Genomic DNA, 14,035 nt, shown 5'->3' with positions numbered 1-14,035 from the left:
CTAGGTGCTTCACACCTAAGTCCACACCCACGACAGCACCCGGTCGTTCCGGCGGACCGAGGGTGCGCTGGACCTCGACAGAGAACGAAACGAACCACCGACCTCGATCGAAAGCCACCGTTGCAGAGCGGATCCGAGCTGTCCCGGCTTCGATTCGACGAGCCAATTTTCGGGTGGATTCGTGTGTACGCACCGTTCCGATTCGCGGCAGTTTCACATGCCTCCGGTCTGATTCCGTCAGGCCGAACGCACCGGTGGTGAACCGGCACGACAACGTGCTCTTCTTCGACTTGAACCGCGGAAACCGCACTTTCCCTGCTCGTTCGCCGGTACCGGATTTCGACCAGTTGCTCAGGGCAGCAGCCAAATTGGCCAGACCGGAGGCGTATGCCTCCTTCGAGTTCTCCCGCCACCAAGGTGCCGCACTGTCCTTGGCTCGGTTCCAGACCTTGCGCATACCGTAGGCTGACCACGGATGCGTCGGCGTGAGTTGATCTTCGATGATGCCGTAGGTGCGCTCGGCTTCCCGCTGGCCGAGATTGGCCTTCACCATGGCGAGGCCCCAGTTGTAGGCGAAGCGTTGCGCCCCGCAGTGTGATCGCAGCATCTGCTGCTGTTGGGGTGCCGGATCGAGCGCGAAGCGGTATGCCCGCACCACAGACCCGATTGGTGCTCTGTCCGCAACCGAGGGACTCACGGGCGAGATCATGCCACCGAGCACCGACACGATCGCTTGCGCAGGCGGCTGGAGGGGCTGAACAGCAAACTCCTCACCTGCATCAGCAGGTGAGGAGTTCAGAGCGGTGGCGGCGGGATTTGAACCCGCGGAGGGGGGTTACCCCTCACACGCTTTCGAGGCGTGCTCCTTAGGCCGCTCGGACACGCCACCGCCGGTGACTTTACCGGACGGGGTGGCGGATCTCGAAATCGGGGCGAGGGCCCGCTAGGGGCGCTGGGTGCGGAAGAAGGCGTCCAGCGTTGCGGCGCATTCGGTTTCGAGGATGCCGCCGCGGACCTGGGGGCGGTGGTTGAGACGACGATCACGGACCACGTCCCAGAGGGAGCCGACCGCGCCGGTCTTCGGCTCCCAGGCGCCGAACAGCAGCCGGTCCACGCGGGCCAGGACCAGGGCGCCGGCGCACATCGTGCAGGGCTCCAGCGTCACCGCCAGCGTGGTGCCCTCCAGCCGCCACCCGTCACCGACCACCTCGGCGGCCCGGCGCAGCGCCAGCACCTCGGCGTGCGCCGTCGGGTCGCCGAGCGCCTCGCGGGCATTGGCCGCGCGAGCCAACTCGCGCCCGGAGGCGTCGAATACGACGGCGCCGACCGGCACATCACGCGGATCCGCGTCCACGGCGGCCGACAATGCCGCGCGCACCAGGTCCTCGTCGGAAGGCGCAGTGTCCGGATCGGGCATGCTGTCCGACAAGAACCGGGCCTCCGGGCTCGGCTCAGGACACACGGTGAACTCCGCATCCCGCCTCGGTACGGCGAGCGGGGACTGCCACAGTGCACGGACCATGCAGCGGGCACAGCACCGGCTCAGCCCCTGGCAACGGCCAGGCTCCGGTCAACGCCCCGGTTTCCCCCATGCTCAGCGGGGCAGCTTGTCCAGCACTGCCGACAGCTCGTCCGCGAATCCTAGACGCTGCGCGATCATCCCGAGCTGTTCGTCCGGGTAGAGGTCGGTTTCGGCGAGGATCACGCTCAGGACCGGTTCGGGCAGGCCGAGGTCGGCGAGCACGCCGAGGTCGCCTTCCTCCCAGGGATCGATGTCGTCGAGTTCATCGGGATCGATATCCGGAACCTCGACATTCAATGCCTCGAGCACTTCTTCCGCGATGTCGTAGTCGATCGCGGCCGTGGCATCCGAGAGCAACAGTCGGCTGCCGGTGGGGGCGGGCCGCAACACTATGAAGAATTCGTCGTCCACGTCGAGCAGTCCGAACACTGCTCCGGTGCTGCGCAGGGCGCGCAGTTCGTGTTCGGCCGCCGACAAGCTGTTCAGTGCCGCGGGACTGAGCGGACTGCATCGCCATGTGGTTTCTTCGCGGACAACCGCCACTGCGAACCCTTCGACATCGTCGTAATCGTCCGACGCCGCCCTGTTCGTGCTCGAGCGCTGTGCTGCCATGGCCGCAACGGTAGTCCGCTTAGGCGGAAATGTTGAAGTCGTATGCGAATCTGATCGGGTGACGGGCGATGGAAAATCAGCCGTATGTGTGTTGGGAACGGGTTTGATCGGTGGATCGGTGCTGCGCGCCGCCGTCGCCGCGGGCTATGACGCCTGGGGATACAACCGTTCCGAGTTCGGCGTGCGGGCCGCGCGAGCGGACGGATTCGACGTCGACGCCGATATCGAATCGGTACTCGGCCGGGCCGCCGCGGCCGATGCCCTGCTCGTCGTCGGCGTGCCGATGCCCGCCCTCGATTCGATTCTGTCCGACGTGAAATTGTTCGCCCCCGGATGCCCGCTCACCGATGTGGTGAGTGTGAAAGCGCCCGTGGCCGCGGCGGTGCACGAACACGAACTGGGCACGCATTACGTCGGCGGGCATCCGATGGCCGGGACCGCCGAATCCGGTTGGACCGCCTCGGCGCCGGACCTGTTCCACGGTGCTGCCTGGGCCATCGGCGTCGACCCGGGCACCCGGGCCGAGCCGTGGACGCGGGTCGCCCGGCTGGCCCTGGACTGCGGCGCCTACCTGGTGCCGGTCGTCGCGGCCGAACACGATCGGGCGGTCGCGCGCATCTCGCATCTGCCGCATGTGCTGGCCGAGGCGCTCGCGGTCACCGGCGCGGGTGGCGGTGACCTGGCGCTGGGACTGGCCGCCGGGTCGTTCCGCGACGGCACCCGGGTCGCGGCCACCGCTCCCGACCTGGTGCGCGCCATCTGCGAACCGAACGCCGCGGCGCTGCTGGACGCCCTCGACGACACCCTCCGGCTGCTCGGCGACGCCCGCGAGACGCTGGCCTCCCGCGGCGCACTGGGTGAACTGATCGACGCGGGCTACAGCGAACGGGACCGCTACGACACCCTCGAGCGCTGGGAAATCACCGGAATCCGGCCGGGCGATCACGAGTGGCTGGAGAAGCTGCGGGAGGCCGGGCAGCGTGGCGGGGTGATTCGCGGCCTCGACGGCTGATCGCGAGCGTCCCGGCGCAGTGGAGGTTGCCGACCGTCCTGCGAGTCGGAAACCGGGCGATGCAGAACGGAGGCAGGTCGAGCCCGCACAAGGATTGTCCGGCTCGGTGGAGCGGTTACCGACGGGATATGGGCAACGTCCAGCGGTACGGCCGGAGGCCGGGTCACGCAGAACGAGGCAGGTCGAACCCACCACGACTACCGGTGTTCCCGATGGGGGCGGCGGCGAGGCCGTCAGATGCGCTCGGCGAGACCGGGGTAGTCGAGGAGGAACCCGTCCGAGTCGACGGTCACGGTTGCGCTCGATACGGGGGACAGCACGTGGATCCCGTCGGCGCCGCTCGAGTATGTCAGGCTCGCCTCCTGCACCAGCAGGTCCGGCAGGCGCACGTAGACGACGGGGACCTGCACGTCCTCGGCGGCGTGTGCCAGGCCGTAGCGGCGGATGGGCAGGGTGTTGAAGAAGGGACTGAGCACGACGTCGACGTCGAGCGCACCGCCGAATGTGGAGCGGACGTGCGTTCCGCCCGCGTCGATCAGCCAGTAGTTCTCCTCGTCGCGCGCGATCGAGGCCTGCCGCTCGCCCGCCGCGACGGTGCTGCGCAGTGACAGCCGCTTGGTCACTCCGCTCTCGTCGGTGACCAGGTCGTACGAGGCGCTGAACGCCGGGTAGTCCGCGGAGTCGCCCGCGATGATCCGGCCCGAGGCGCGAACCCGGTTGCCGGTGACGATGACCCGCACCGACTCCATCCGGGACGCGTCGTGTGACCGCCAGGTGAGCATCGACGGCCAGCGCGACTCCGCCGATGCCGCGTCCACGCTGGCGCCGCTCGCCTGGGCGGCCGCCGAATTGCCCGGGGCTGGATTGCTCACACCTCTACCGTAAGTGACGCGCGGCCGACCGCCCGCGCGCCGTGCGGCCGACAGCGGGTGCGGGAGCAAACCAAGGGTGTACGAACCTCGGCCGCGGGCACCCGCCTACACCAGTGACTCCCTCCACGCCGTGTGCAAGGCGGCGAAGCGGCCGGTGGCGGCGATCAATTGGTCCGGGGAACCGTCCTCCACGATGCGGCCGTCGTCCAGTACCAGCACGCGGTCGGCGATCGCCACGGTGGACAGGCGGTGCGCGATGATCACCGCGGTGCGGTCGCGCAGGACGGTGTCCAGTGCGTGCTGTACCTGCCGCTCACCGGGGATGTCCAGGCTGGAGGTGGCCTCGTCGAGCACGATCACCGCCGGATCGGCCAGGAACACCCGCGCGAAGGCGACCAGCTGCCGCTGCCCGGCCGACAGCCGCCCGCCGCGCTTGCGGACATCGGTGGCGAACCCCTCGGGCAGCGACATCGCGAAGTCGTACAGCCCGACCGCCCGCGCGGCGTCGTGCACCTCCGCATCGGTGGCGTCGGGCCGGCCGAGCCGAATGTTGTCGGCGACCGAACCGGAGAACAGGTACGACTCCTGGGTCACCATGGCGATCGTGCGGCGCAGGTCGGCATCGGACAGGTCGCGCAGGTCCACACCGTCCAGGCGAACGGCGCCGCCGGAAGGGTCGTAGAAACGCGCGACGAGTTTTGCCAGCGTCGATTTCCCGGCACCGGTGGCACCCACCAGCGCCACCACCTGTCCCGCCGGAATTACCAGCGTGAATTGCGGCAGCACCGGGGTGCCGCCGACGTTTTCCGGTGATTCCTGCCCCTCCTGAGTTTTTCGCGGCGGGTATTCGAAATGCACGTCCTCGAGCCGCAATTCACCGCGGGGCCGTTCGATCGGACGGGGTGTGGACGGTTCCGGCACGGTCGGCCGCTCTTCGAGCACCCCCGAGATGCGTTCCAGCGCTGCGGCCGCGGACTGATAGGAATTGAACACCTGCGCGAGCTCGTCCAGCGGGCCGTAGAACTGCCGCAGATACAGCAGGAAGGCCGCCAGCACGCCGATCTCGGTGTGGCCGTGAATGACCCGCCACGCGCCGACCAGCAGGATCACCACCGTGGTCCCGTTGCTGATCAGTCGCACCAGGCCGATATAGCTCGCCATGCCGCGCAGCGCACCGGCGTTCGCGGCGCGGTATTCGTCGTCCTCGCTCGCCAGGATCGTCTCGTTGCGATCCTCGCGCCGGAACGCCTGCACCGCGCGGATACCGCCCATCACCTCCACGAAATGGACCACGACCTTCGCGATGGCGCCGCGGGTCCGCCGGTACCCCGCGCGCTGCCGCCGCTGCGCCCACCTGGTCACATAGACCAGCGGCACGAAACCGGCCAGCACCACCAGCGCCAGCGGAATGTCGAGCCAGAGCAGGATCGCCGCGATGGTGACCACCGACAGCACGGCGCTCAGCGCGTCGTTGAGGGCGCGGTCGAGCAGATCCTCCAGCGACTCCAGATCGCTGGTGAGCCGGGCAACGATCTTGCCCGAGGTGTAGTTCTCGTGGAACTGGATCGACAGCCGCTGCACATGCGTGAACACCCGCATCCGCAGGTCGAACAGGACCTGCTGGCTCAGCCTGCCGGAGATGCGCACGAACAGGAATGTGGTGATCCCGCCCAGCACCGCGCACCCAGCGACGCCGCCGACCGCGACCATCAGGGGCAGCCAGTCGCCCGACATCGCCGGGCCCACACCGGCATCCAGCCCGTGCGCGACGAACAGCGGCGCCGCCACCATGGCCGCGTTGTCCACCAGCACCAGGGCCAGCGCCGCCAGCGCCAGCAGCCGGTACGGCCGCACCAGCGACCACAGCAGCCGCCGCTGCCGCGCCGCCAGGGCCAGGTTCACCTCGTCGGTGGTCTCGGCTTCCTCCGCGGCGACGCCCCGCCACCCTTCCTCGGCGTCGGGCACCGGGTCCGCGGTGGCAGTGGGTGTTCCCGGCCCGTCGACGGCGGTAGTCGAACGTGGTTGTGACGCAGCGGATTCCGGGGGGATACCGGGCAGTCGTGAGTCCGGCTGCGCAGCAGGGCTTTCGGGCATGTCTGTCACCTCCTGTCGAGTGTGGTAGCCGACTTCGACGGCGGCATGCGCGACACATGGCGCGCCCGGAACGCCGCGGTATAGGGCACCGCCACAACGTGCGTCGCGGGACCAGGTGCCGTGGCGGTAGGTCTCGCGGTATCACGCACCGCGACAGCCGGTTTCGTCTCAGCCACGCCGAACCGCATAATCTGCGGCCTCCTCGGCAACATCGGCATCGGCCTCACCCCCCATCAGTTCGCGGTAGCGGGGGCTGGTCTCCAGCAGTCGCTCGTGCGGGCCGTCGGCGATGATGCGGCCGCCGTCGAGGACCGCGACGCGATCGGCCCAGGCGGCCGTGGACGGGCGGTGGGCGACCAGCAGGACGGTGGCGCCGGCCAATGCCGCGTGCAGGCGGGCCTGCACCAGTTCCTCGGTGGTGACATCCAGCGCCGACAGCGGGTCGTCCAGCACCACGATGTGGCCGCCCGGATGCCCCTGCCGGTCGAGCACCGCGCGCGCCAGCGCCAGCCGCTGACGCTGCCCACCGGACAGGCTCAGCCCCTGTTCGCCGATGCGGGTGCGCAGACCCCACGGGAGGTTGCCGACGAACTCGGTGGCGCTGGCGACCTCCAGTGCGGCACGCACCTGGTCGGTGGTGGCGTCCGGATAGCCGAGGGTGATGTTCTCCCGCACGCTCGCCGAGAACAGCACCGGATCCTCGAACGCGACCGACACGATCGAGCGCAGCTCCGACAGCCGCAGCGAGCGGATATCGACCCCGTCGATCGTGACCGCGCCCCCGGAGGCATCGAACAGCCGCGGCACCAGCCCCAGCAGCGCCGACTTACCGCTGCCGGTGGCACCCACCACCGCGACCGTCTCCCCGGGGCGCAGCCGCAGCGAAATATCGTGCAGCAGATCCTGTTCGGCGTCCGGGAAGCGGAAACGCACACTCTCGAACCGCAATTCACCGCGCAGCGGGCGCGGCGCGGGAACCGGCCGTGCGGGGTCGGTGATCTCCACCGGGGTGTCGATGATCTCCCAGTACCGCTCGGCCGCGGTGCGGGCCTGATTCAACTCGGCGAGCAGGAATCCGAAACCTATGATCGGCCACTGCAGGTAGGTGGCCAGGCTGATGCCCGCGACCAGCGTGCCCATCGTCATCGTGGGCACCGTGAGCAGATAGCCGCCGATGGCCAGCGCGGCCGCGATGCCCAGCGCCGATACGGTGTTGAGCGCCATCCATAGCCGGGCCGCCAGGCGCACCTTGTCCATCTCCAGGTGCTGGAGTTCGCGGGCCTGCCGCCGGAACCGCTGACCGAGCCACGGACCGCGGCCGAAGGCCTTGAGCACGCGGATGCCCTGGGCCGATTCCTCGACGGTCGTGGCCAGGTCGCCGGATTGGTCCTGGGCGCGCCGGGACGCCCGCCCGTACTCCTGCTCGAACCGCAGGGCCAGCAGCACCAGCGGCACCGCGATCAACAGCTCGACCAGGCCGATCTGCCAGGCGAACGTGAACAGGATGACCACGCCCGCGCCCACCATGATCGACAGCGCGACCATGGTGGGCGCCACGAAGGCGAAGAACCGGCGCAGCGTGGACATATCGGTGATGGCGCGCGAGGTCAGCTGCCCGGACTCCATGCCGTCGTGCACGCCGACCGACAGGATCTGCAGCCGCCGGAACAGACTGGAGCGCAGGCTCACCTCCAGCTGCGCGGCCGGACGGGCGATGATCCAGCGGCGCAGCCAGGATGTCGCCGTACTCACCAGCGACAAGACGATCACCAGCGACAGCGGCCACCAGATCGCGCCGAAATCGTGTCCGGCGATGGGGCCGTCGACGATGCGCGCGGTCAGCACCGGGAGCAGGATGTCGCTGAGCATCCCCAGCCCGGACAGCCCCGCGGCGAAATACAGCATGCGCCGGAACGGCCGGATATCGGGCCACAGGCGACGCAGCGGACCCTGTCCCGAATCACGCTCCGCCACAGTTGGTCTGGGACAGTCGGCCTCCGCATCGGATGAGGCACCCGCCAGCACGACGGACACAGCTTCTCCCCCTTCGTCGTTCGCAAAGATTCACCCCGCGCCCAACACAACGGGGCCACCACACAGCTTCGCACCGGGGTACGACATTCCAGGTTGCCAGCAGGCCCAGGGGCTCGCCACCGATTTTCCGGCCCGCCCGCCCGGTCCGGACTACAGTGCCCGTGTGCTGATTGTTGCCGGATATCTGCGCGTCACCGACCGCGACCGTTATCTCGCACGTTGCCGCCCGGTGGTCGAGGCCGCCCGGGCGGCCGAGGGCTGTCTCGACTACAGCCTCGGCGCCGATCTCCTCGAGCTCGATCGCGTCAACGTGTACGAGCGGTGGGCCACGCGCGCGGCGGTCGAGGCGTTCCGCGGCAGCGGCCCGGGCGACGAGCTGTCCGCGCAGATCACCGCCGCCGACGTGCGCGAATTCTCCTGCGAGACCGAGGAGAAGCTGTCCTAGGCGCGCTCACGGCCGGAGCGAATGCGGAGGTACGCCTACAACCAGGCGCCCAGGGTCGGCAGCTCGCCGGTGAGGCCGGTGCCGTCGGAGCGGCCGGTGAGCCAGGCCACGACCTCCGCGGCCGGACCGCTGACGGTCGTCGTCGGCGCGGGCCCGACGGTGGCGGTGTAGCCGGTGTCGGTGGTACTCACCGTGAAGGTGGGGGGCTTGGGCTCCGCCGGGTCGGAGGTCATCGGCTTGGTCCCGGGGGGAACGTTCGGTGTGGCGGCCCGGTCCAGTCCGGCGACCACCTCGGACAGCAATCGGGCGACGAACTCGTCGGGCCAGTCGGCGGGCTGGTAGCCGACCGTCAGATCGACGTGATGGATTTCGATCTCGCGCAGCCGCAGCCACGGAATCTGCGCGGCGGGCAGCTCCTTGCCGGTACGGGTACGTATCGGGGTGGGCCAGCGGTCGGCGGGCATCGCGCGGGCCAGGGCCAGCCAGCGATCGGAGGCCGCGCGCAGGTCGTCGAGCTGTTCGGCGATCGGCCGGGGCGCACCCATCTCGATATCGGTGTCGCGCAGGAATTGGCTTGCGTACTGCGGGGTTTCGATGCCGGTGCGCGCCCACAGCAGCAGGTTCACCAGGCCGTCGGCATTGCGCGACAGATGCGCCAGGACGTGTCCGCGGGTCCAGCCCTCGCACAGCGACGGACCGGGCACATCGGCGTCGGTCAGCTTGCCTACGGTGTCGAGCAGGCGTCGAGTGGCCGAGTCGACGGTGTCGAGCAGGGCCAGTTGCGCACTGAGCTCCGGTGCATCGCTGGTCACGACTGTGACACTACTCATCGCGCCGCCGGTACGCTGCCCGATATCGATCGCCGGGAGGTAACTGTTCAGATGCCGGTCAACCAGCCGTTCCCTGGCCACGGTAGGTAACGCGAGTGAGATTCCAGCGCAGTATCCGATCCGCAACCCTGGCCGCCGTATTGTGCGCGGCCGCCTGCTCGTCCGGGGGTGATCCGACACCCCTCATCACCGGACAGGATCGGCCGCTGGAGATCGCACCGGACGACCTGCTCGCCCGCACCGGCGGCCGCACCGCGGTCGCGGTCGCCGATCCGCAGCACGGCCGGATCGAGCACCGCGCCGACGGCACCCTGGTCTACGTTCCGGACCCCGGCTACACCGGCGACGACACCCTCTCGATCACCACGACCGATGCGGTGCGCCGCTACACCACCGACATCCCGGCCCTCGGCCGATTCGGCGAAACGACCGTGCAGGGCAGCGGATTCGGTTCGGCGTTCGCCCCGGTACCGGGTGCTCCGGGCGAGTTCTACGGGCTCACCGACCGCGGTCCGAATGTGGACGGCCCGAACAAGAACGAAAAGCTCACGCCGACACCGGATTTCGCCCCGAAGATCGGTCGCTTCCAGCTGTCCGGCACGCGGGCGGTGCTGAAATCGACCATCGAACTGAAAAACCGTGCGGGAGTACCGTTCAACGGGCTGATCGATTCGGCGGCCTCGACCGGCGAGACGATCCGCGACCTGGCCGGTAACCCGCTGGCCCCCACCGATCACGGACTCGACACCGAGGGCCTGGTCGCACTGCCCGACGGAACCTTCTGGGTCTCCGACGAATACGGGCCGTTCCTGGTGCATTTCGATGCCTCCGGAACCGAATTGGAGCGGCTGGCGCCGGGTCGGGGTCTGCCGGAAGAACTCTCGCTGCGCACCCCGAATCAGGGCATGGAGGGCCTGACCGTCACTCCGGACGGCGGCACCCTGGTCGGGATCGTCCAAAGTGGTTTGCAGACACCGGGAGTCGAATCGGCGCGCGAGGTGCCGATGACCCGCATCGTCACCGTCGACCTGAAAACCAAGGCCACCAAGGAGTTCGTGTATCCGCTCGAGGATCCGAAGAGCAAGCTGGCCGTCTCGGATATCACCGCGCTGAACGCCACCACGTTCGTCGTCGACGAGCGCGACGGCAAGCTCGCCCCGAAGGCGAACAAGAAGCTGTGGACCATCGATCTGTCCGGCGCCACCGACATCGGCCCGGGGGCGGCCGTGCCCGGCGCGCACTACGACCCGAAGCTCGGCCTGCTCGTCGGTGACCGGCCGCTCGAGACCTACGTCGGCGCGGTGCCCACCGCCGACGGTGTCGCGGCGCTGCGGCGGGCCGGGATCACGCCGGTGGCCAAGCGGTCGCACCTCGATCTGGGCGGGCTCGTCGATGCCCTGGCCGCCGACGGCGGCTTCTTCGGCCACGACAAGATCGAGGGTGTCGCCACGACCGACGGCGGTAAGACGCTGTATATCGCCAACGACTCCGACTTCGGCCTGGACGGCAGCACCGGGCAGCAGCCGCCGTTCGGGCTGCGGGCGAAGACCCTGCCGGACGGTACCCAGGACACCGGCGAAATCCTCGAGGTCGATACCGGCAAACTGCCCGCACGCACCGCAACCACCTCGATCACGGTCACCGTGGGCTGATTCTCAGGATTTACCCATGTGCAGCACGGACCCCTGACAGCCGGCGATGGCACGGTGGAACCATGAACATCGTCATCGAACTCGTCGTCATGGCCGCCACCGTGGCCATCCTGGCCGTCATGGCCATGTCGGGGGCTGTGGCGTCGTCGGCCCCGCGTTCGCTGGTCGCCGTGCGCGCCCGCCGCCGCTGACCCGGTCCGCCACCCCGATCTGCACGGCCAGCGCGATCAGCCACAGCGACATCGAGGCCACCTGGATGCGCTGGGCGATGCCGAGCGCGTAGTCGCCGGACAGGTTGTCGGCGATCAGCATCCAGGCGGTCGCCGCCGATCCGACCACCAGAATCCACAGTCCGGAGTGCTGCAGGATCGGCCAGCGGCGGTAGCGGAACGCGGCCGCGCTGAAGGCGATCATGGCCACGAAGATCGACGTCACGGCGAGCGTGCTGGTCAGCGCGTGTACCTGGTGTAGTTGCGGGAACAGGCCCTTGTCGCAGTCCGCCGAGCACGGCTGCAGTGGCCAGCGCGCGTCCGCGATCGTCGAGGCGCCGAAGCAGCCCAGCGCGACCCACCCGACGGTCGACAACCGGCGTCGCGAGAATGCGAACAGCCCGCCCGCCGCGGCCGCCAGCGCCAGAATGCCCGTGAGCGTGTCGCCCGTGGAGAACACCCACCGGTAGGGCCGCCCCTCCTCGTCGAGCTGACTGAGAAACGAGTTGACCGGATCGAGGCCGATCGGCAGCACGAATTCCAGGACCCACGACGAGTAGCAGACTCCGGCCAGGGCGATCGCCACGGCGACGCACCAGCGCAGGGGCCGGTTCCACCGGCGTTCCGGCCGCGCGGCGGTCGTGGCGCGAGCACGCTCGTCAGGCGTCATTGCCCTCGCTTCATCGGACTGGTCGGCTGGTTGGGTTCTTTCCATCATGACCTATCTGTCCGAGGCGTCGACCAGGCCCGGCGCGCTACGGTCGTTCGGCCACGCTCGTCGGCTGCTCACCTGCAGGCTGTCGAAAGTCACGGGTCACGGGACGGTGAACCGAGTGGTCGGCCGGTGCCTGCGAGGTCCGGTCGAACGTTGCCCCGCGGCAGGTCGGCGAGCCCGAGCGGAGGTCGGCCGGTCGTCGTCGGAGTGATTGCGCGACCTATCCGTTCGACAGAGCCGCCTGCACCCGGTCGGCGGCAGCGACCGCATCCTCGTGCTCCCACACCCGGACCACCAGCCAGCCGGACCCGGTCAGCCGGGTATCGGTGTCGCGGTCACGCTTGACATTCCCGGCCAGCTTCTCGGCCCACCACTCCGCGTTGTTCTTCGGATAGGTGGCGTGCTCCGGGCAGCAGTGCCAGAAGCAACCGTCCACATAAACCGCCACCTTGCGCCGCGGGAACACCAGGTCGGCCCGGCGCCGCAGGCCCTGCAGCGGAGCGCGGTCGACGAAGAACCGGTAGCCGCGGCGATGCAGTTCCTTGCGCAGCGCGGTCTCGGGCTTCGTGCCGACCCGGCGCTGCCGCGACATCCGCGCGCTGGTCTGCGGATCGGTGGTGGGGCGGCCCGAAGTCATGCGGCACCTCCCTGCGAGCCCTGTTCTCGCGCATCCTGTTCCGTCATCCGCCGGTGCGGTCCGGTGTCCAGCCGCTCATCGATCCAGCCCCGCGTACCAGCGGGGTCCTCGGTGCCGCTCCGGACCGGACGTTCATGCCGCCTCCTGGGGAAACCCTCCCATGCGGAGCAGGTGGTTTTCCATATCGGTGAGGAAGCCGGGCGGGAAGCGCAGGTTGCCGCGGGCGGCGCGGCGCAGGAATCCGGCGGTGGCCCGGGCCGACAGCAGGCGCGGGTCCTCCAGGAACCAGCGCAAATCCTCGTACGGCTGGTGCACCGGCCAGGTGGACACCGCCACGCGATGCGCCACTCCGGCTCGGCCCCATGCTGCCGCGGGCCAGCGGTGCGCGGGCAGCGGCAGTTCGTCGGGGACCGTGTCGACCATCGGATCGGCCAGGCGTGCCCCCGCCCACAGGGCCATGCGCACGCTCACCGCATTGCCGACCAGCTTCCACCGATGGCCCTGCCGGACCCCCGGCGCGTCCAGCGCCGGTTCCGTCCAGCCGCTCGAAAAACCCTGCAGCCGTTCGGCATCGGTGATTCCGGGGGTGACGATCTCGCCGGACGGCAGCCGGATGGCGGGCGGGCTGGCAATGCCCAGTCCGGAACCGCCCTTGAGCGTCGGCACGGCATTCACGGCCCAGCCCAGCCCGCGCACACCCTCGGTCCAGTAGAAGCCGCAGGGGTCGGTTTCGGGGTCGCCGATCACGCGCGGCCCGGCGTCGGTGCCGAACAGCACCGGCCGCGGATCCTCGGTGCGGGAGGCCAGCATCAGCACCCGCTGCCGCCGCTGCGGCAGGCCGAACGCGCGCGCGTCCACCACCCGGTAGGCCCACGTGTAGCCGAGTTCCTCCAGCGCGCGGGTGATGTGCAGCATCGCCCGGCCGCGGTCGAGCTGCAGCATGAACGGGACATTCTCGATCAGCAGCCAGCGCGGCCCGCGCTTGCGGCGTACCAGCCGGAACACCTCGTCCACCAATCCGGAACGCGCACCGCCGATTCCGGCGGTGCGTCCGGCCTGGGACAGGTCCTGGCAGGGGAATCCGGCGGCCACCAGATCGGTATCCGCGGGCAGCGCCCGCAGCCGGGTGACATCGGTGTGCAGGTCGACCTCGGGAAAACGCGCCGACAGCACCGCCCCCGCCCCCGGATCGATCTCACACAGCAGCTCGGTCCGCCATCCGTGCGCGCTCAGGCCGAGCTCCAGCCCGCCGATACCGGCGAACAGCCCGACCATCCGCGCGCCCGTCACTCCAGTCCCTTCGCAGTCCGGTCCCCCCGGGGCCGACACCGCCGTGCCGGGCCTGCGGGAGAACGTTACTCGAGTGCTCTGAGGCGGTATGCGATCAACACCCGAGTCGCC

The 14,035-nt window shown here is 69.5% G+C and carries 13 protein-coding genes and 1 tRNA gene; 3 read left to right on the top strand and 11 right to left on the bottom strand.

What is annotated here, in order from left to right:
- The 4 genes from NM1_RS22190 to NM1_RS22175 form a co-directional block, all read right to left on the bottom strand.
- Positions 1–658: helix-turn-helix domain-containing protein (locus tag NM1_RS22190; protein WP_169814306.1), on the bottom strand; the 658-nt coding region annotated here is incomplete at its 3' end.
- A 143-nt stretch (positions 659–801) separates the two neighbouring features.
- Positions 802–889: transfer RNA gene (locus tag NM1_RS22185), tRNA-Ser, on the bottom strand.
- A 54-nt stretch (positions 890–943) separates the two neighbouring features.
- Positions 944–1,417, bottom strand: coding sequence for a nucleoside deaminase (locus tag NM1_RS22180; RefSeq protein ID WP_068022925.1), 474 nt, complete (start codon positions 1,415–1,417; stop codon positions 944–946).
- 177 nt (positions 1,418–1,594) lie between these two features.
- The gene (locus tag NM1_RS22175) at positions 1,595–2,134 is read right to left on the bottom strand and encodes a tRNA adenosine deaminase-associated protein (RefSeq protein WP_068022922.1); all 540 of its coding nucleotides are present in this window, start codon (positions 2,132–2,134) and stop codon (positions 1,595–1,597) included.
- Between NM1_RS22175 and NM1_RS22170 the strand changes: the two genes are divergently transcribed.
- Positions 2,133–3,146 carry a prephenate dehydrogenase gene (locus NM1_RS22170; protein ID WP_084519901.1) on the top strand — a complete coding sequence of 338 codons (1,014 nt, stop codon included), beginning with the start codon at positions 2,133–2,135 and terminating at the stop codon, positions 3,144–3,146. The genes NM1_RS22175 and NM1_RS22170 overlap by 2 nt on opposite strands.
- Before the next feature lie 233 nt (positions 3,147–3,379).
- On the opposite strand, the gene NM1_RS22165 is transcribed toward NM1_RS22170, so the two are convergent.
- From NM1_RS22165 to NM1_RS22155, 3 genes are all read right to left on the bottom strand, one after another.
- Positions 3,380–3,928, bottom strand: coding sequence for a putative glycolipid-binding domain-containing protein (locus tag NM1_RS22165; protein ID WP_084519905.1), 549 nt, complete (start codon positions 3,926–3,928; stop codon positions 3,380–3,382).
- Positions 3,929–4,123: 195 nt separating this feature from the next.
- Positions 4,124–5,983, bottom strand: coding sequence for an ABC transporter ATP-binding protein (locus NM1_RS22160; RefSeq protein WP_068022907.1), 1,860 nt, complete (start codon positions 5,981–5,983; stop codon positions 4,124–4,126).
- Between the two features lie 297 nt (positions 5,984–6,280).
- A complete protein-coding gene (locus NM1_RS22155) occupies positions 6,281–8,146 on the bottom strand; it encodes an ABC transporter ATP-binding protein (RefSeq protein WP_068022904.1) in 1,866 nt (621 codons plus the stop codon).
- Positions 8,147–8,309: 163 nt separating this feature from the next.
- Here NM1_RS22155 and NM1_RS22150 point away from each other — a divergent pair, with 163 nt between their 5' ends.
- Positions 8,310–8,591, top strand: a complete 282-nt coding sequence (locus tag NM1_RS22150; protein WP_068022901.1) for a putative quinol monooxygenase — start codon at positions 8,310–8,312, stop codon at positions 8,589–8,591.
- 35 nt (positions 8,592–8,626) lie between these two features.
- Here NM1_RS22150 and NM1_RS22145 read toward each other — a convergent pair whose 3' ends face one another.
- On the bottom strand, positions 8,627–9,403 hold the full coding sequence (locus tag NM1_RS22145) for a maleylpyruvate isomerase family mycothiol-dependent enzyme (RefSeq protein WP_246011484.1): 777 nt from the start codon (positions 9,401–9,403) through the stop codon (positions 8,627–8,629).
- A gap of 113 nt (positions 9,404–9,516) precedes the next feature.
- Between NM1_RS22145 and NM1_RS22140 the strand changes: the two genes are divergently transcribed.
- Entirely contained in the window at positions 9,517–11,073 is a 1,557-nt protein-coding gene (locus NM1_RS22140) for an esterase-like activity of phytase family protein (protein WP_068022897.1), read from the top strand.
- A gap of 117 nt (positions 11,074–11,190) precedes the next feature.
- Here NM1_RS22140 and NM1_RS22135 read toward each other — a convergent pair whose 3' ends face one another.
- From NM1_RS22135 to NM1_RS22125, 3 genes are all read right to left on the bottom strand, one after another.
- Positions 11,191–11,952, bottom strand: coding sequence for a DUF998 domain-containing protein (locus NM1_RS22135; protein ID WP_084519899.1), 762 nt, complete (start codon positions 11,950–11,952; stop codon positions 11,191–11,193).
- A 265-nt stretch (positions 11,953–12,217) separates the two neighbouring features.
- On the bottom strand, positions 12,218–12,634 hold the full coding sequence (locus NM1_RS22130; protein ID WP_068022894.1) for a very short patch repair endonuclease: 417 nt from the start codon (positions 12,632–12,634) through the stop codon (positions 12,218–12,220).
- A gap of 132 nt (positions 12,635–12,766) precedes the next feature.
- Positions 12,767–13,909, bottom strand: coding sequence for a DNA cytosine methyltransferase (locus NM1_RS22125; protein WP_174556905.1), 1,143 nt, complete (start codon positions 13,907–13,909; stop codon positions 12,767–12,769).
- Between the last annotated feature and the right edge of the window lie 126 nt (positions 13,910–14,035).

The sequence above is a fragment of the Nocardia mexicana NBRC 108244 genome (genome assembly GCF_001613165.1).
Taxonomy (GTDB): domain Bacteria; phylum Actinomycetota; class Actinomycetes; order Mycobacteriales; family Mycobacteriaceae; genus Nocardia; species Nocardia mexicana.
The sequence above is the reverse complement of the archived record's forward strand: the minus strand, read 5'-3'. Positions and strand labels throughout refer to the sequence as shown.

Coding starts and splice junctions, on each gene's coding strand:
- NM1_RS22180 (WP_068022925.1), bottom strand. CDS start 1,417: ATGCCCGATCCGGACACTGCGCCTTCCGACGAGGACCTGGTGCGCGCG.
- NM1_RS22170 (WP_084519901.1), top strand. CDS start 2,133: ATGGCCGCAACGGTAGTCCGCTTAGGCGGAAATGTTGAAGTCGTATGC.
- NM1_RS22175 (WP_068022922.1), bottom strand. CDS start 2,134: ATGGCAGCACAGCGCTCGAGCACGAACAGGGCGGCGTCGGACGATTAC.
- NM1_RS22165 (WP_084519905.1), bottom strand. CDS start 3,928: ATGCTCACCTGGCGGTCACACGACGCGTCCCGGATGGAGTCGGTGCGG.
- NM1_RS22135 (WP_084519899.1), bottom strand. CDS start 11,952: ATGACGCCTGACGAGCGTGCTCGCGCCACGACCGCCGCGCGGCCGGAA.
- NM1_RS22130 (WP_068022894.1), bottom strand. CDS start 12,634: ATGACTTCGGGCCGCCCCACCACCGATCCGCAGACCAGCGCGCGGATG.
- NM1_RS22125 (WP_174556905.1), bottom strand. CDS start 13,909: ATGGTCGGGCTGTTCGCCGGTATCGGCGGGCTGGAGCTCGGCCTGAGC.